The sequence below is a fragment of the Streptomyces sp. CMB-StM0423 genome (assembly GCF_002847285.1).
Taxonomy (GTDB): domain Bacteria; phylum Actinomycetota; class Actinomycetes; order Streptomycetales; family Streptomycetaceae; genus Streptomyces.
Genome location: NZ_CP025407.1, coordinates 7448821 through 7464804 on the forward strand (window position 1 = coordinate 7448821; position 15984 = coordinate 7464804).

The 15984-nt window shown below is 73.8% G+C and carries 13 protein-coding genes and 1 pseudogene; 8 read left to right on the top strand and 6 right to left on the bottom strand.

Annotation, left to right across the window (positions count from 1 at the left end; all coding sequences use genetic code 11):
* Positions 1-14: 14 nt before the first annotated feature.
* A complete protein-coding gene (locus CXR04_RS32385; protein WP_101425763.1) occupies positions 15-683 on the top strand; it encodes a B3/B4 domain-containing protein in 669 nt (222 codons plus the stop codon).
* Positions 684-830: 147 nt separating this feature from the next.
* Here CXR04_RS32385 and CXR04_RS32390 read toward each other — a convergent pair whose 3' ends face one another.
* Positions 831-1568, bottom strand: coding sequence for a lysophospholipid acyltransferase family protein (locus tag CXR04_RS32390; RefSeq protein WP_101425764.1), 738 nt, complete (start codon positions 1566-1568; stop codon positions 831-833).
* 174 nt (positions 1569-1742) lie between these two features.
* Here CXR04_RS32390 and CXR04_RS32395 point away from each other — a divergent pair, with 174 nt between their 5' ends.
* The 4 genes from CXR04_RS32395 to CXR04_RS32410 all read left to right on the top strand — a co-directional run bounded on the left by CXR04_RS32395 (position 1743) and on the right by CXR04_RS32410 (position 5209).
* The gene (locus CXR04_RS32395) at positions 1743-2177 is read left to right on the top strand and encodes a thioredoxin family protein (protein ID WP_234380598.1); all 435 of its coding nucleotides are present in this window, start codon (positions 1743-1745) and stop codon (positions 2175-2177) included.
* A 137-nt stretch (positions 2178-2314) separates the two neighbouring features.
* Positions 2315-3100 carry an electron transfer flavoprotein subunit beta/FixA family protein gene (locus tag CXR04_RS32400; protein ID WP_101425766.1) on the top strand — a complete coding sequence of 262 codons (786 nt, stop codon included), beginning with the start codon at positions 2315-2317 and terminating at the stop codon, positions 3098-3100.
* Between the two features lie 59 nt (positions 3101-3159).
* Complete coding sequence (locus tag CXR04_RS32405) at positions 3160-4122, top strand: electron transfer flavoprotein subunit alpha/FixB family protein (protein WP_101425767.1); 963 nt, start codon at positions 3160-3162, stop codon at positions 4120-4122.
* Positions 4123-4291: 169 nt separating this feature from the next.
* Positions 4292-5209: a hypothetical protein gene (locus tag CXR04_RS32410; protein WP_101425768.1), complete on the top strand. Its 918-nt coding sequence runs from the start codon at positions 4292-4294 to the stop codon at positions 5207-5209.
* A gap of 28 nt (positions 5210-5237) precedes the next feature.
* On the opposite strand, the gene CXR04_RS32415 is transcribed toward CXR04_RS32410, so the two are convergent.
* Positions 5238-5690 (bottom strand): winged helix-turn-helix transcriptional regulator, encoded by a 453-nt coding sequence (locus CXR04_RS32415; RefSeq protein WP_101425769.1) that lies wholly within the window; start codon positions 5688-5690, stop codon positions 5238-5240.
* A gap of 93 nt (positions 5691-5783) precedes the next feature.
* Here CXR04_RS32415 and CXR04_RS32420 point away from each other — a divergent pair.
* Both CXR04_RS32420 and CXR04_RS32425 read left to right on the top strand, forming a co-directional pair.
* Positions 5784-7021, top strand: a pseudogene (locus CXR04_RS32420) (MFS transporter).
* A 74-nt stretch (positions 7022-7095) separates the two neighbouring features.
* Positions 7096-8397, top strand: a complete 1302-nt coding sequence (locus CXR04_RS32425; RefSeq protein WP_101425770.1) for a DUF6986 family protein — start codon at positions 7096-7098, stop codon at positions 8395-8397.
* A gap of 574 nt (positions 8398-8971) precedes the next feature.
* Here CXR04_RS32425 and CXR04_RS32430 read toward each other — a convergent pair.
* The 3 genes from CXR04_RS32430 to CXR04_RS32440 form a co-directional block, all read right to left on the bottom strand.
* On the bottom strand, positions 8972-10165 hold the full coding sequence (locus CXR04_RS32430; protein WP_101425771.1) for a fumarylacetoacetate hydrolase family protein: 1194 nt from the start codon (positions 10163-10165) through the stop codon (positions 8972-8974).
* A 167-nt stretch (positions 10166-10332) separates the two neighbouring features.
* Positions 10333-10896, bottom strand: coding sequence for a hypothetical protein (locus CXR04_RS32435; protein ID WP_159072413.1), 564 nt, complete (start codon positions 10894-10896; stop codon positions 10333-10335).
* Positions 10897-11364: 468 nt separating this feature from the next.
* Entirely contained in the window at positions 11365-12351 is a 987-nt protein-coding gene (locus CXR04_RS32440) for a LacI family DNA-binding transcriptional regulator (RefSeq protein ID WP_101426717.1), read from the bottom strand.
* 151 nt (positions 12352-12502) lie between these two features.
* Between CXR04_RS32440 and CXR04_RS32445 the strand changes: the two genes are divergently transcribed.
* The gene (locus CXR04_RS32445; protein ID WP_101425773.1) at positions 12503-13477 is read left to right on the top strand and encodes an ROK family protein; all 975 of its coding nucleotides are present in this window, start codon (positions 12503-12505) and stop codon (positions 13475-13477) included.
* Between the two features lie 144 nt (positions 13478-13621).
* Here the strand turns inward: CXR04_RS32445 and CXR04_RS32450 are convergent, their stop codons facing one another.
* On the bottom strand, positions 13622-15754 hold the full coding sequence (locus CXR04_RS32450; RefSeq protein WP_101425774.1) for an NPCBM/NEW2 domain-containing protein: 2133 nt from the start codon (positions 15752-15754) through the stop codon (positions 13622-13624).
* Positions 15755-15984: the final 230 nt, after the last annotated feature.

Here is a 15984-nt window from a genome sequence, read left to right on the forward strand (position 1 = left end):
CGCAGAAGGACCGCATGACGCTCCGCACCCACGTCGCCGACGACGTGCGCGCCCTCGCCCCCGGCTTCGCCCACGTCGCCGTCGTCGCCCGCGGCCTCGTCGGCGGCCCCAGCGACGCCGCCGGCGCCGCCCTCCTCGACGACGCCGCCCGCCGCCTCGCCGCGCGCCTCGGCGACACCCCGCCGCAGCAGGACCCGCACATGCAGGCGTGGCGGGCCGCGTACGCCGCCTTCGGCGCCAAGCCGTCCAAGTTCCGCAACTCCGCCGAGGCGCTCGCCCGCCGCGCCCTCGCCGACGCCGGGCTGCCGCGCATCAACCGGCTGGTCGACATCTACAACGCCGTCAGCGCCGCCCACCTCGTCCCCGTAGGCGGCGAGGACACCGATCACATCGACGGCGACATGCACCTCATCCGCGCCACCGGCGAGGAGCGCTTCGACGAGGAGCACCCCGACCCCGGCGAGGTCGTCTGGCGCGACGGCACGGGCGTCACCTGCCGCCGCTGGAACTGGCGCCAGGGCGTGCGCACCCGGCTCACCGAGGACTCCACGAACGCGCTGTTCCTGCTGGAGCGGCAGGAGCCGATGACGTACGAGGAGCTGACCGCCGCGGCCGAGGAGCTGGCCGAGGCGCTGCAGAAGAGTTCGCCCGGCGCCGGGATCGAGATCCGCGACCCGGCCTGAGGCCCGTCGCCCACCCCGAACCTCACCCTCGACCTGACGTCGAGATCGAGGATGAGGGTACGGCCGGTCGATGCAGGTCCGGCGGTACGCCCCGGACCCCGCCGCGCAGCCCTCAGCCCTCGCCGCGGAGCCTCCAGCCGCCGTCGCTCAGACCCCCGGCACCGGCGCGCTGCCGCCCAGGTGCGCCGGCTGCCACCAGTCGTCCCCCGGCCCCCGCGGGCGGTCCGGGTACGCGTGCTGTGCCGCCTCCAGCAGCTCCTGGATCCGGCCCTTGAGCCGCTCCGTCAGCTTCTCCGCGTCCTCGTGCGCCTCCCCGGCCGGCGCGTCCGCCACCCCGTCCCCGGTCGGCACCGGCGCGCCCAGGCGCATCGTGACGGGCAGGTGGTTCCGCCCGAAGTCGCGCGTCCGGCCCTTGGTCCAGATCCGCTGCGTCCCCCACACCGCCATCGGCAGCAGCGGCACCCCCGCCTGCTGCGCGAGCCGCGCGGCGCCCGACTTGAACGACTTCAGCGTGAACGACTGCGAGATCGTCGCCTCCGGGAAGACCCCGACGACCTCGCCGGAGCGCAGCGCCCGCAGCGCGTGCGCGAACGCCTGCCCGCCCTGCGCGCGGTCGACCGGGATGTGCTTCATCGCGCGCAGCAGCGGGCCTGAGACGCGGTGACGGAAGACCGACTCCTTGGTCATGAAGCGCACGAAGCGCTTCGCCGGCCGGGCCGCGTAGCCGCAGAAGACGAAGTCCAGATAACTGATGTGGTTGCTGACCAGGACGGCGCCGCCGCGGCGCGGCACGTGCTCCTGGCCCTTCAGGTCGATCCGCAGGTCCATCGCCTTGAAGGCGGTTCTGCAGATGCCGACGACGGGCGGGTAGACGAGGTCTGCCATGCCGGGCTGGTCCCTTCTCCGGCCCGGAGGGTCAGGAGCTCCCGGCGGAAGTTACGCGTGCGTAGGTACGGACTCCCCGATCGTGCACGACGTGTGCGCCCCGCGCCAGACCCACCTCTTCGGCGTGACGGGATCTTGTCATTGACCCCGCGGCGGTGCTGCATGCTGGAATGCATGGCGGACGGCACGACGGAACGGGCGGCGACGGAACGGGCAGCGGCCGAGCGGCCGGTGGAGCAGCCGGTGCAGCGGCTGACCGCGGCGGACCTCGACGTGCGAGGGCTGGGGGAGCGGGCCACGCTCGTGCAGTTCTCCAGCGCTTTCTGCCGCCCCTGCGCGGCCACGCAGCGCGTCCTCGCGGACGTGGCGGGCATGGTCGCGGGCGTGGCGTACGTGGACGTGGACGCCGAGAGCCACCTCGGGCTCGTCCGCAGGCTGGAGGTGACGCGGACGCCGACCGTACTCGTGCTGGACGCGGACGGCCGGGTCGTGCGCCGTGCCGCGGGCCTGCCGCGCAAGGCCGACGTCATCGCCGCGCTGGGAGCGGCGATGACGGAGGAGCCCGGGCGGTCGGAACGGGTAGGAAATATCACAGCCGGACGACCTTGAGCGGTGGGCGCCCGCGCGGGTTTACTGGCGAGTAATAAACTGGACGGCGACCACCGGATCCGCCCGGTGGCAGCCGTCGATGGCGCCTATGCTGCCAGCACGGCAGTGTCTCGATACGAAGCGGTGGGAGAGCCGGCGTGAGCTTGAGGATCGTTGTCTGTGTGAAGTACGTGCCCGACGCCACCGGCGACCGGCACTTCTCCGATGACCTGACCACCGACCGCGAGGCCGTCGACGGCCTGCTGTCGGAGCTGGACGAGTACGCGGTCGAACAGGCCCTGCAGATCTCCGAGGCCGCCGACGACGCGGAGATCACGGTGCTGACCGTGGGCCCCGAGGACGCGCGCGACGCGCTGCGCAAGGGCCTGTCCATGGGTGCCGACAAGGCCGTGCACGTCGAGGACGACGAGCTGCACGGTACTGACGTCATGGGCACCTCGCTGGTCCTCGCCAAGGCCGTCGAGCACGTCGGCTACGACCTCGTCGTCTGCGGCATGGCCTCCACCGACGGCACCATGGGCGTGCTGCCCGCGATCCTCGCCGAGCGCCTGGGCGTGCCCCAGGTGACCCAGCTCTCCGCCGTCGCCGTCGCCGACGGCAAGGTCACCGGCCGCCGCGACGGCGACGCCGCCAGCGAGCAGTTGGAGGCGGCGCTGCCGGCCGTCGTGTCCGTGACCGACCAGTCGGGCGAGGCCCGTTACCCGTCGTTCAAGGGCATCATGGCGGCGAAGAAGAAGCCGGTGGAGACCCTGGACCTGGACGACCTGGGCATCGACGCCGAGGACGTCGGCCTGGCGGGCGCCTGGACGAAGGTCGAGGACGCCACGAAGCGCCCGGCGCGCACCGCCGGCACGATCGTCAAGGACGAGGGCGAGGGCGGCAAGCAGCTCGCCGAGTTCCTCGCGGGCCAGAAGTTCATCTGAGGCCCCGCACCCCTTCGCCGTTCCGCCTTCCGCCCTCGTATCGCAGGAGAACGAGATCCATGACTGAAGTCCTCGTCTACGTCGACCACGTCGACGGCGCCGTGCGCAAGCCGACGCTGGAACTGCTGACCCTCGCCCGCCGCATCGGCGACCCGGTCGCCGTCCACCTGGGCCCCGGCGTCGACGCCGCGGCGCCCGTGCTCGCCGAACATGGCGCGGTGCGCGTGCTGACGGCCGACGCCGCCGAGTTCGCCGACTACCTCGTCGTACCGAAGGTCGACGCGCTGAAGGCCGCGTACGACGCGGTGCAGCCGGCCGCCGTGCTGCTGCCCTCCTCGGTGGAGTGCAAGGAGATCGGCGCCCGTCTCGCGGTGCGGATCGGCTCCGGCATCATCACCGACGCCGTGGACGTCGAGGCCGGCGACGACGGCCCGGTCACCACGCAGGCCGTGTTCGCCGCGGCGTTCACCACCCGGTCGCGCGTCTCGCGCGGCACTCCCGTCATCACCGTCAAGCCCAACTCCGCCGCCCCCGAGACCGCCCCGGTCGAGAGCGCCGTGGAGCAGTTGACGATCGGCTTCGGCGAGTCCGCGGCCGGCACGAAGGTCGTGGGCCGGACCCCGCGCGAGTCGACGGGCCGCCCCGAGCTGACCGAGGCGGCGATCGTCGTCTCCGGCGGCCGTGGCGTCAACGGCGCGGAGAACTTCCGCATCATCGAGGAGCTGGCCGACTCCCTCGGCGCGGCCGTCGGCGCCTCCCGGGCGGCGGTGGACGCGGGCTGGTACCCGCACTCGCACCAGGTCGGCCAGACCGGCAAGACCGTCTCGCCGCAGCTCTACATCGCGGCCGGCATCTCCGGCGCGATCCAGCACCGGGCCGGCATGCAGACGTCGAAGACGATCGTGGCCGTGAACAAGGACAACGAGGCGCCGATCTTCGACCTCGTCGACTACGGCGTCGTCGGCGACCTGTTCGCGGTCGTCCCGCAGCTCACCGGGGAGGTCAAGGCCCGCAAGGGCTGAGCGCGGCGGGCGCGACTCGCCGCGCCCCCGGGTGCTCGCTGCCGTACGGAAGGGCCCGCGGTGTGTGCCGCGGGCCCTTCCGCGTGCCCGGAGATGCCGCTGAGTTGCCGCGGAGACACCGCTGTGGCGCATGGGTTGGGGGCGTGTGGCGCGTGGGAGGATGCGGCGCATGAGCGGGAGCGGTGGTACAAGCCCGTACGCCTGGCTGCCGCGGGGCGCGCGGGAGTGGAGCCCGCCGTACGGCGGGCTGCCGGGCACCTGGCCGCGGTTCACGGCGGCGTACGCCCTGCTGGTGCTGCTGCGGATCACCCGGGACGTGCCGGTGCCGTGGCTGCTCGGAGCGGCGGCGGTCGTGGGCGCGGCGAGCGTGGCGGGGTACTGGCTGCGGCGGCGCGGGTTCCGGCCGCGGGGCGGCAGTTGGGTGGTCGCCGGGGCGGGTGCGGTGTCGCTGGTGGTGCCGGGCGGTGCGGCGGGGGCCGCGGTGCGTACGACGGTCGCCGGCGGGGGCCGGGTCGTCGGCGGGGCGGAGGCGGCGGCCGCGCTGCGCGGGGCGGTGGCGCTGCTGCGCGCGGCGGACCGGGACGCGGCGCTGCTGACGGCGGTCACGTCGGGTCCCGAGCGGGACGGCGGGGCGGAGTACGTCGTGTACGACGAGGCATCCGCGTTCGTGCTACGGGCCGGCGCTCCCGGCGCACCGCGTGCGGGCCGGCCGGGCGGGAGGCCGGACCGTGGTACGGGCGCCCGGCAGCGGGCGCTCCTTACGGACGTGGCCGGGGAGTTGGGCGCGGAGGTGCCGCCGGGTGCCGGCTCGGGCTCCCCTGCCGGCGCGGGCGGCGCGAACGGCGCGGGTGGCCCCGGTGACGTACCGGACGAGCTGGCTCCGGCCGGGCGCGCCGCCGCGGCCCTGGCGGCGACGGCCGCCGCGGCCGCCGGGACCCCGCTGCCGGGCACGGATCCCGACGTACGCGCCCTGCCCTGGCCGCCGCACCGCGCCGCCGCCGCGACGGCGGACAGCGCGCTGCGCCTGCTGACGTTCGCGGTGCCCGTCGCGCTGTGGCTCGCCTGGCTCGCGGGCGCCTGGTCCTGAGGCACCCGGGAACGGTGTCACCCGCACATCACCCGGCGGTGACCTTGCGTACCTCGGTCTCGTCGGGACGCAGCCGCCGCCCGTCCGCCGACAGCACCTCCAGCCCGCGCAGGCGCCGCCCCTCACGCCGGTCGAGCAGCTCCGAGTGCGGTTCGCCGGGCGCGAAGGCGTTCTCCTCGCCCCACTGCCGCAGCGCCACGATGACGGGGAAGAGCGCCTCGCCCTTCGGCGTCAGCACGTACTCGCGGTAGGCGCTGCCGTCCGAGGCGGGGACGGAGGCGAGGACACCGCCGTCGACGAGGGTGCGCAGCCGCGCGGTGAGGATGTTCTTCGCCACCCCGAGGCTGCGCTGGAACTCCCCGAACCGCCTGCTGCCGTCGAAGGCGTCCCGCACGATCAGCAGCGACCACCAGTCGCCGATCGCGTCCACCGACCGGGCGACGGGGCATTCGCTGTCGTCGAAGCGCGTCCTGGCCACCATGGCGGTCTCCTCTGGAAGTCGGTTGCAACATGCTACCAAGCCGGGCTACCGTCTCGCTGGTAGCAAGATGAAACCAAGTCGAGGGGAGTGCCCATGCCCGGCAGTGCCGACGCCGCGACCCGGCAGGTCGAAGCGCGTAGCGAGGAGAAACCCGCCCTGTCCCGCGGCGTCGTCATGCTGTTCGCCGTCGCCTGCGGCGCCGCGGTGGCCAACGTCTACTTCTCCCAGCCGCTCCTGGTGGCCATGGGCGACGACCTCGCCATGAACCCGGCGCTCGTCGGCGGCATCGTCACCCTCACGCACGTCGGATACGGACTCGGGCTCTTCCTCCTCGTACCGCTGGGCGACATGGCCGACCGCAGACGGCTCGTCGTGGCCCAGTTGCTGCTGCTGGTGGCGGCGCTGGCCGTGGTGGCCGCCGCGCCCACGGCGGCGGTGCTGCTCGCGGGGATGGCCGCGATGGGGCTGCTCGCGGTCGTCGCGCAGACGCTGGTGGCCTTCGCCGCGTCGCTCGCCCCGCCCGCCGCGCGCGGCCGGGTCGTCGGGCTGGTCACCGGCGGCGTGGTCATCGGCATCCTGCTCGCCCGTACCGTCTCCGGCGTCCTGGCCGACCTCGCAGGCTGGCGCTCCGTCTACCTCGCCTCCGCCGCGCTCACCGCCCTGCTCGCCCTCGTCCTGCACCGCGTGCTGCCGCGGCACGGCGGCACGCCGCCCGCGAGCCTGCGCTACGGGCAACTCCTGTGCTCCACCGTGACCTTGTTCGTACGGGAACCGCTGCTGCGGCTCCGGGTGCTCTTCGGGCTCCTGGTCTTCGCCTCGTTCAGCACCCTGTGGAGCAGCGTCGCGCTGCCGCTCAGCGAGGAGCCGTACTCCTGGTCGCACAGCGCCATCGGGATGCTGGGCCTGATCGGCGTCGTCGGCGCCCTGGCCGCGTCCGCGGCGGGCCGCCTGAACGACCGCGGGCTCTCCGGGCGGACCACGGGCATGCCCTGGCGCTGCTCGCCGCCTCGTGGCTGCCGCTGGCCTTCACGCGCAGCTCGCTGTGGGCGCTGGTCGCCGGGGTGATCCTGCTCGACCTCGCCGTGCAGGCGGTCCACGTCACCAACCAGACTCTGATCTACGCGCTGCGCCCCGCTGCCGGCAGCCGCCTCATCGGCGGCTACATGGTCTTCTACTCGGTCGGCAGCGCCACCGGCGCCATCGCCGCGACCTCGCTCTACGCGGCGGCCGGATGGGGTGCCGTCTGCGCGCTGGGCGCCGGGTTCAGCGGGCTGGGGTTCGTGCTGTGGGTGGCGACCCGGCGGGGTGCGGCGGTGGCACGCGGGGTGTGAGCGTTGTCCGTTGACGGTTCGCGGACGCCCGGCTACGTTCGCTTTCAACGTTTTGTTGAACACCGGGAGGGTGCATGGTGGCGCAGGACGACTCCGCCGCGACATCGATCGGCGCCCCCGTACGGGCCCGGATCGCCGCCGCCCTCGCCCCCGTCGACGCCGAACTCGCCCGCCGGTACCCCGGCGACCCCGGCACCCGCCAGCCCGTGCACACCGTCTACGTCCCCGCCGACGCCTTCGGCGCCCGTACCGTACGGGAGTGGGGCCGCCGGGCCCTCGACGCCCTCGACGCGCACGCGCCGGACGCCGGCGTGCTCGCCGCCGCGCTCGGGCTGCCGGCCGGGGCGGCGGCGGAGGTCTACGACCGGGTGCGCGCGAAGCTCGCGCGCGAGCCGGTCGAGGATCTGCGCGTCGACTTCGAGGACGGCTACGGGCCGCGCCCCGACGACGAGGAGGACGCCGCCGCGGTGGCCGCCGCCCGGCTCGTCGCGGACGCCGTCGCCGCCGGCGGCGCGCCGCCGTACGCCGGCATCCGCGCCAAGTGCCTGGAGGCCGCCGTCCGCGACCGCGGCATCCGCACGCTCGACCTCTTCCTCACCGCGCTGCTGCGGGCGGGCGGCGGCACGCTGCCGGACGGGCTGGTGCTGACGCTGCCGAAGGTCACGTACCCGGAGCAGGTGAGCGCGATGGCGGCGCTGCTGGGGGAATTCGAGCGGGTACACGGCCTCGCGGCCGGGCGGCTCGGCTTCGAGATCCAGATCGAGACGACGCAGGCGATCCTCGGCGCGGACGGCCGTGCCACGGTCGCGCGGATGATCGACGCGGCCGGCGGGCGGGCGACGGGGCTGCACTACGGCACGTTCGACTACAGCGCGGCGTGCGGGGTGAGCGCGGCGCACCAGTCGATGGACCACCCGGTGGCGGACCACGCGAAGGCCGTGATGCAGGCGGCCGCGGCGGGCACGGGCGTACGGCTCTCCGACGGCTCGACGAACGTGCTGCCGGTGGGCGGCACGGCGCAGGTGCACGCGGCGTGGCGGCTGCACTACGGCCTGGTGCGGCGGTCGTTGGCGCGCGCGTACTACCAGGGCTGGGACATGCACCCGGGCCACCTGCCGACGCGGTACGCGGCGGTGTACGCGTTCTACCGCGAGGGCCTGGACGCGGCGTGCGCCAGGCTGACGGCGTACGCGGGGCGCGCGGGCGGGGCGGGGGCCGGTGCGGTACTCGACGAGCCCGCGACGGCGCGGGCGCTGAGCGGCTACCTGCTGCGGGGCCTGGACTGCGGGGCGGTGGACGAGGCGGAGGTCACGGACCGAACGGGCCTGGGACGTACGGAACTCGACACGCTGGCGGGCCGTCGGCCGCGGGGGTGAGACGGAGGCGCCGCCGGTGGCCGGGCGAGGCGGGCCCGCGGGACCGGCCGGCTGCCGGACCGGCAGGGGATGCGAGCCGCTTCGCGGCGAGGACGGAACCTCGTTCCTCCTGCGGCAGTGAGCTGATGAGCTGCAGGAGTTCACGCCGCTCGGCAGCGGAAAGGCGCACCGCATCCATCACGAGGTCCGGTACCCACCGCTCGGCCGCGGCGTCCAACGGCGCCATATCGTCCGGGACCGCCGGCCCCGCAAGGATGAACAGATCGACGGCATGGAAACCCACGGCAGGCGCGATCCGCCGGAGCCGGCCCTCGCCAGGGGCTTCCCCCGCGAGCACCGCCCGGACCTCGTTGCCGTCAATCCGGCGCGACTGGCCAGCTCCTGCACACCGAGCCCTCCGGCGTCCAGCAACCACGCCGGCATCACGCCGGAACCGGGCTGCCCCGTCGCGCCCGCTGCCTCACTCATCTGCTGATTGAACAGGTGCGGAACTGAAGGGATCAAGGCGTCATCGCGTCCGAGGTTCGCGTGGAGTGGTCCCTGCGGGGAGACCTCTGGGGACATCGTCGAGGCGTCAAGGCGTCGGCGTCCCGAGCAGGCCGCGGTGGGCGAGGTTGGCGTACAGGGTGCGGATGCCCGCGTCCCACGGGGGTGCCTGCTCGCTGGTGGTGACCGTGTTGCGCAGGGTGCCGAGGAGGGGCGTCGAGATCTCCACCAGGTCGCCCTCCCGGTGGGTGAAGCCGCTGCCCGGGGCGCCGCGGTCGGCGGTGGGCGCGAAGAGCGTGCCGGTGAACAGCACGACGCCGTCCGGGTATTGATGGCGGCGGTTCACGGCCTGGGCGACCAGGGTCTCCAGCGGGCGGCTGATGCGCGCCATGTCGGACGAGTCGCGCAGGACGAAGCCGTCCTCACCCCGCACGGACAGGGCGATCGTCGCGTCGCGTACGGAGTCGACGGTGAAGGCGTCGTCGGTGAGGCGGACGAAGGGGCCGAGGGCGGTGGAGGCGTTGTTGTCCTTCGCCTGGGGCAGCAGCAGGGCGCTGCGGCCCTCGACATCGCGGAGGTTCACGTCGTTGCCGAGGGTGACGCCCGCGACGCGGCCGTCCGAGGCGACGACGAGGACCAACTCGGGCTCGGGGTTGTTCCATTCGGAAACCTCGGCCACGCCGATCCGAGCCCCGTACCCCACCGCGGACAGCACCGGGCCCTTGGTGAAGATCTCCGCGTCCGGCCCGAGGCCGACCTCCAGGTACTGCGACCACAGCCCCTGCTCCCGCAGCCACGCCAGCAGCTCGACGGCCTCCGGGCTGCCGGCCCGAACGGTCTCCAGCCGGGTGCCCAGCCGCGCGCCGATCCGCGCCCGGATCTCGTCCGCCGCGGCGGCGACGCCGCCCGCGCGCTCCTCGATGACCCGCTCCATCATGCTGTCCGCGAACGTCACCCCGGCGGCCTTGAGCACCTGCAGATCCACCGGCGCCAGCAGCCGCGCCCGCCCCGCGTCCCCGGCGGCCGTGGCCGCCAGCACTTCGCCCAGCGGCCAGCTCCGCCCACCCGCCGCCCCGCGGACGCGCCCGGCGGCGTCGGGGTGCTCCAGCAGATCCGAGACGGTCGGCCCGAGGGCGGTGACGTCGAGGAGGGCGTCGCCGCGGACGGTGACCAGACTCGGGCCGCCGTCGGCGGGGTCGAGCAGGCGCCCGACCAGCAGGGCGGCGTCCGCGTCGGCGGGCAGGACGTCGGCGGGAGCGGAGGGGATGTCACGGGTGGCCATGGGGTTCCGGCCTTTCTGTGCGCGTGGCGGCGGTGCTCGTACGGACTTCGCATGATGATCGGAACACACCCGCCGGGGAAAGGGGAGCCCCCGGTGGCCTGCCCGCCGTTGCGGACTTGAGGAGCCCTGCCAGGTGGTCCGCGACGTCCGGGTTGACGGGCGCGGCGTCAGCCGACCACCTGGACGCCGGGGATGTCCAGCCGAGTGATGGGTGTGCCGTCCGGGGTGTGGCGGCCCTCGAAGATCACCCGTTCAAGGTTCCCGAACCTTGAGAAGGCGCACCGGTCGGCCGAGAACACACATCGGTAAAGCTGCAGATGCCTCAGCGCAGGTGGGCCTCCTCGCACCTTCGCAAGCCACGCGCTCACGTTGCCGCCGACCAGGGTCAGGTTCGTCAGGCCGGTCAAGCCGTCAAGCTCTCGCAGCGGATGGACCGCTCCGGAGTGCCCGTAGTGCAGCGTCAGACCCGGCAAGCCGGTGAGGCCGGACAGCAGGCTCAGATCGGAGCTCTCGTCCACTCGGTGCAGGCCGAGGAAATCCAGCCTCGACAGCAACTCCGAGTCCTTCAGGTCGGTGGCCTCGGAACCTCGGAGGGTGAGAGCTTTCAAGCTCGGGAGTTCTTCCAGCACCTGCAACCCGGTCAACCGCGCCCCGCCGTACAAGTGGACCGCTTCAAGGTCGGGATGCGCTCGGAGCGCAGACAGGTCGCCTTCCGTCTCCAGGTGGCTCATGACCAGGTGGCGCAGCGGCGGAATGCGTGCGAGGAAGGCGAGGCCGTGTGCACGCGGGCGGACTTCGAGAAGACTCAGCGACCGCAACCGGTGTACGGCGTTGAGCTGACCGGAGCGGCTGACCCATACGTAACGGCCGGGCAGCGGCAGGCAGTTCAGAACGTGCTCGGCGTAGGCGCGCCACCCCGTCGCCGATCCCGGCGGTCCTGACCGGCAGTTCGGCCGCGGCCCGCTCCTCGAAGGGCGGCAGGCTGCGCACGGCACTCGACGCCGCCGGTGCCATTTCTGCCCGGCACGGTGCCCCGGATACCCGGCCACCGTACGGCTCCAGACTGCGCAGCAGCGAGGGTCGGAAACACCCGCTGAATCCCCACGGCGGTCTCGCTGCGGGGCACCGGGCAGACGACCGGTACCCGAATGCCCCCGGCCCGACGAAGCCGGGGATCCCAGCGGCTCAGCGCCCGAGCGTCACGGCACCGGCGGCTGTTCGCCCGAGCCGCGGGTGATCAGGCGGGTCGGCAGGACCAGCCGGTCCGGGTCGCCCACCGCGCCGTCCAGGCGCTGGAAGAGCCGGGCCGCCGCGCGGCGGCCCAGTTCCGCCGGGTCCTGGGCGACGACGGTGATCCCGGGGGAGAGCAGGTCGGCCAGCTCGAAGTCGTCGAACCCGACCAGCGCCGCCGTCCGCCCGCCCGCCGTCAGCGTCCGTACGGCCGTGACCGTGACCCGGTTGTTGCCCGTGAACAGGGCGGTCACCGGATCGGACCCCGACGTCATCCGTACGCACTCCGCCGCCACCCGCGCCGGCTCCGTGCTGCCCGGCGAGGTCCATCCCGCGGCCACCGGCAGCCCGGCGTCCGCCATCGCCGACCGGTAACCGCGCAGCCGTTCGGCGGCGGTGTGGATGCGGGGGTGGTCGCCGATGAAGCCGATCCTGCGGTGCCCGTGGCCGACGAGGTGCTCGACCGCCCGGCGGGCGCCACCGTAGTTGTCGGAGAGCACGGTGTCGGCGCTGATCCGCCCCGGCGGCCGGTCGACGAAGACGGCGGCCACGCCCGCGGCCAGCTCCGGCTCCAGATAGAGGTGGTCGGTGCTCGCCGGCACCACCACCAGCCCGTCCACGCGTCGCGCGCACAGCGCGAGCACCAACTCCTCCTCGCGTGCGGGGTCCTCGCCGCTGGAGCCGTGGATGAGCAGCGAGCCGTGTGCGCGGGCGACCTCCTCGACGGCCCCGCTGAGGGGCGCGTAGAACGGGTCGGCCAGGTCCTCCAGCACCAGCCCGACGGTGGCGGTGCGGCCCTTGCGCAGGATGCGGGCGCTGTCGTTGCGGCGGAAGCCGAGCGCGTCGATGGCCTCCCGCACCCGCCGCTCGGTCTCCTGCGTGACGCCGGGCTCGTCGTTGACCACCCGCGAGACGGTCTTGAGGCCGACGCCCGCGCGGGCGGCGACGTCCTTCATCGTCGGACGGCTGCCGTAGCGGGGCCGCTGCGGGCCGGTGAGGTGATCGGACACGCGCCTGATTCTAGGGGCTAGACAACGTTGTCACGGTACGGGCAGACTGTCCGCGCACCGCATCCGCCGCCCGCCCCGGCCCCCAGGAGACGTCACGATGGTCGCCGCCCAGCCGACCGAGCTCGTCGCCGCGCTCGACATCGGCGGTACGAAGACGGCCGCGGCCCTGGTCGACGTCGGCGGCCGGCTCCTCGCCCGGGCCCAGCGGCCCACGCCCGCCACCGCGGACGGCGCGACGATCGCCGCCGCCGTCACCGGCGCACTGCGCGACCTGGCCGCCGCCGACCCCGCGGGGTGGGCCCGCGCGACCGCCGTGGGCATCGGCAGCGCGGGACCCGTGGACGCCTCCGTGGGCACCGTCAGCCCCGTCAACATCCCCGGCTGGCGCGACTACCCGCTGGTGACCGCTGTCAGCGAGGCCGCCGGCGGGCTGCCCGTGGTGCTCGTCGGCGACGGCGTCGCCATGGCCGCCGGCGAGCACTGGCAGGGCGCCGCCCGCGGCCGGTCCGCGGCGCTGTGCATGGTCGTCTCCACCGGGGTCGGCGGCGGGCTCGTCCTCGACGGGCGCCCCTACCCGGGACCCACCGGCAACTCCGGGCACATCGGCCACATCTCCGTCGACCTCGACGGCGACCCGTGCCCCTGCGGCGGCCGCGGCTGCGTGGAGCGGATCGCCTCGGGGCCGAACATCGCCCGCCGCGCCCTCGCCGCCGGCTGGACCCCGGGCCCGGACGGCGACGACACCGCCGCCGGCGTCGCCGCCGCGGCCCGCGCAGGCGACCCCGTGGCGCTGGCCTCCTTCGACCGGGCCGCCAAGGCTCTGGCCGCGGGCATCGCCGCCACCGCGACGCTGGTCGAGATCGAGGCCGCGGTGATCGGCGGCGGCGTGGCGGCGGCAGGGGAGTTGCTGTTCGCGCCGGTACGGCAGCACCTGAAGGCGTACGCCGCGCTGTCGTACGCCGCGGACGTGGCGGTGGTCCCGGCGCATCTCGGTACGGACGCGGGTCTGATCGGCGCCGCCGCGGCGGCGGCGCAGAAGCTGGGCCTGCGGCGGTTCACCGCGTCCGGCTGACGGCCGGGTGCGGTGCGGGGCAGCGGCCCGGAGCGTACGGCAGCGGGTGCTGCTGGGCCGGTGCCCCGTCGGGCGGGTGCGGCGCCGCGCGCGTCAGGCGCGGCGGCGCACCCGCCCTCTTTCACGGCCGTACGCGGCGGAGCGTCAGCAGGTGAACTTCGCCTCCGCCCAGTCGCCGTGGTCGTAGTTCACGCCGTCGCCGCCGTCGGTGACGACCAGCCGTACGGTCTGCGCGTCGCCGATGTCCGCGGACAGCGGCTGCGCCGCCTTGTCGCCCGTCAGCACGCCGGAGTCCGCGACCTTGGCACCGTCCGCCCAGACCTCGAAGGACACCGAGCCGTTGGTCCCGGTCTCGTCGTCCACCCCGACCTGGGCGCTGAACGTCCCGCACTCCTCACCGGTGTAGAACCCGATGTCGCTGGCGGCGTGCACGCCCAGGCCCTTGGCGTACGCCTGACCGCCGATCGTGAGGGGCTTGCCGTCGCCCGCCGGCTGTTCGCCGACGCTGGTGTCCCGCTCCACCGGACCCCAGCCGTTGCCGGCCTCCAGCCACTCCCAGTCGCTCGCGTACGCCGTCCCGGCCGGTGGGCTCGCGACCACGTACGCCGCGCCCGCCGAGGTCAGCGACACCGTCTTTCCTGACGGTGCCGCGTACTCGGCGGAGAGCGGGAACTCCTGGCGGCCGGTACCGGCGCCCGCGGGGGCGGTGACCTGCCACGTGGTGGTCAGTTTGGCGCCCGGCTTGAGCTGTTTCGCGGTGGTGGGGGAGCCGGTCTCCACCTGCCAGCCCTCGGGGGCGTCGAAGGCGACGGTGACGTTCTTCGCCGCGGTGATGCCGGTGTTGCGGAACGTCGTCGTCACCTCGGCCTTCTCGCCCGCCTCGACGTACGGGGTCGCGTCGGCGCCGAACTCGGCGGCCGGCGGGTAGGAGCCGGCGCCGTCACCGGGCCAGACGCGGTACATCACGGTCCCGTGCGCGGGCACCGACGCGGAGATCTCGCCGCCGGTGTTGTAGTCCGCGTGCTGCCACAGGTCGCGCATCCGGTAGCCCTCCGCGGCCGGCAGTCCCACCGCCTCGGCGGTGGTGGAGATGCGCTGCGGCGCGTTCGACTCGTTGAAGAGCGCCACGGCGCGGCTGCCGTCCGCCATCTCCTTGGCGACGACCCACCGGCCGCCCTCGGAGGTGACCACGGCGCCCTGCTTGCCCAGCGGGTCCTGGTCGACGGCGATGACGTCCTTGTTCTCCAGGATCTCGAACGTCGCCTCGTCCGCGGTGCGCAGGTCGGAGCCGATGAGCAGCGGCGCCGCCATGATCGACCACATCGAGAAGTGCGTGCGGTACTCGGTGTCGGTCATGCCGCCGTTGCCGACCTCCAGCATGTCCGGGTCGTTCCACTGGCCCGGGCCGGCGTACTCGGCGAGCGGCAGGTTCTGCTTCATGATGCCGAGCATGCTGGACCAGTTGTCGCTGATGTCACCGGTCGTACGCCACAGGTGCCCGACGTCCGCGGCCCACTCCCACGGCTTGTTCTGGCCCCACTCGCAGATGCTGTAGACGATGGGCCGGCCGGTGGTCTCGGAGGCGGCCTTCAGCGCGTCGCGCATCTTGGTGTACCGCTGGATGGCGTCGACGCCCTGGTTGTTGCAGTTGTCGTACTTGAGGTAGTCGATGCCCCACTCCGCGAACTGCATCGCGTCGCTCTCCTCGTGCCCGAGGGCACCGGGGAAGCCGGCGGAGTTGCAGGTCTTGGTGCCGGCGCTGGTGTAGATGCCGATCTTCAGACCCTTGGAGTGGACGTAGTCGGCCACCGCCTTGATCCCGTCGGGGAAGCGCACCGGGTCGGGGACGAGCTTGCCGTCGGCGTCGCGCTGGGGGAGGGCCCAGCAGTCGTCGAGGTTCACGTACTCGTACCCGGCGTCCTTCAGGCCGCGCTCCACGAAGATGTCGGCGATGCCCTTGACCATCTCGTGGTCGAATTCCGCCCGGCAGTGGGTGGAGTTCCAGTTGTTGAAGCCCATCGGCGGGGTCTTCGCCAGCCCGTCGGGCAGCCGCATCTCCGGCTGCGCCGCCGGCTGGGCCGCAGGCTGAGCCCCGGGCTGAGCCCCGGGCTGGGCCGCAGGCTTCGCGGCGGCGGTCGCGCTCTGCGTCTGGGCTCCCGTGGGCGCCGCCGCGGCCGGCGCGGTGAGGACCGCGCACAGCGCGACCGCTCCCGCGGCACCGATCACCGCGCGCGCGTACGGCCTGGCGGCTCTTCGTGCGGATGGCAGTTTCCGCATCGGATCCACTCCTCTGGGTGGGGGTGCTGCGAACGTGTTGGGTCATGGACGCGTCACACGAGCGTTTACGGTAGAGCTTGTTCGCTTCTGTCGGAAGAGATGCGGTAACAGTTGGCTGACACTCGGTCAAAACCCTTGACAGTGCCCGTAGGTGGAGGTGTGATCCCACAATCTTCGTTCGGTTGTGTTTGGTTAACACTCCACGGAAGGGGAGCGATGAGCGCCTCATC

What these genes read in the sequence shown, in the direction of transcription:
- CXR04_RS32415 (WP_101425769.1), bottom strand. Translation starts at nt 5,690, where the DNA reads ATGGTGGCCAGGACGCGCTTCGACGACAGCGAATGCCCCGTCGCCCGG.
- CXR04_RS32440 (WP_101426717.1), bottom strand. Translation starts at nt 12,351, where the DNA reads ATGAAGGACGTCGCCGCCCGCGCGGGCGTCGGCCTCAAGACCGTCTCG.
- CXR04_RS32435 (WP_159072413.1), bottom strand. Translation starts at nt 10,896, where the DNA reads ATGAGCCACCTGGAGACGGAAGGCGACCTGTCTGCGCTCCGAGCGCAT.
- CXR04_RS32385 (WP_101425763.1), top strand. Translation starts at nt 15, where the DNA reads ATGACGCTCCGCACCCACGTCGCCGACGACGTGCGCGCCCTCGCCCCC.
- CXR04_RS32450 (WP_101425774.1), bottom strand. Translation starts at nt 15,754, where the DNA reads ATGCGGAAACTGCCATCCGCACGAAGAGCCGCCAGGCCGTACGCGCGC.
- CXR04_RS32405 (WP_101425767.1), top strand. Translation starts at nt 3,160, where the DNA reads ATGACTGAAGTCCTCGTCTACGTCGACCACGTCGACGGCGCCGTGCGC.
- CXR04_RS32390 (WP_101425764.1), bottom strand. Translation starts at nt 1,568, where the DNA reads ATGGCAGACCTCGTCTACCCGCCCGTCGTCGGCATCTGCAGAACCGCC.
- CXR04_RS32430 (WP_101425771.1), bottom strand. Translation starts at nt 10,165, where the DNA reads ATGGCCACCCGTGACATCCCCTCCGCTCCCGCCGACGTCCTGCCCGCC.
- CXR04_RS32445 (WP_101425773.1), top strand. Translation starts at nt 12,503, where the DNA reads ATGGTCGCCGCCCAGCCGACCGAGCTCGTCGCCGCGCTCGACATCGGC.
- CXR04_RS32425 (WP_101425770.1), top strand. Translation starts at nt 7,096, where the DNA reads ATGGTGGCGCAGGACGACTCCGCCGCGACATCGATCGGCGCCCCCGTA.
- CXR04_RS32410 (WP_101425768.1), top strand. Translation starts at nt 4,292, where the DNA reads ATGAGCGGGAGCGGTGGTACAAGCCCGTACGCCTGGCTGCCGCGGGGC.
- CXR04_RS32395 (WP_234380598.1), top strand. Translation starts at nt 1,743, where the DNA reads ATGGCGGACGGCACGACGGAACGGGCGGCGACGGAACGGGCAGCGGCC.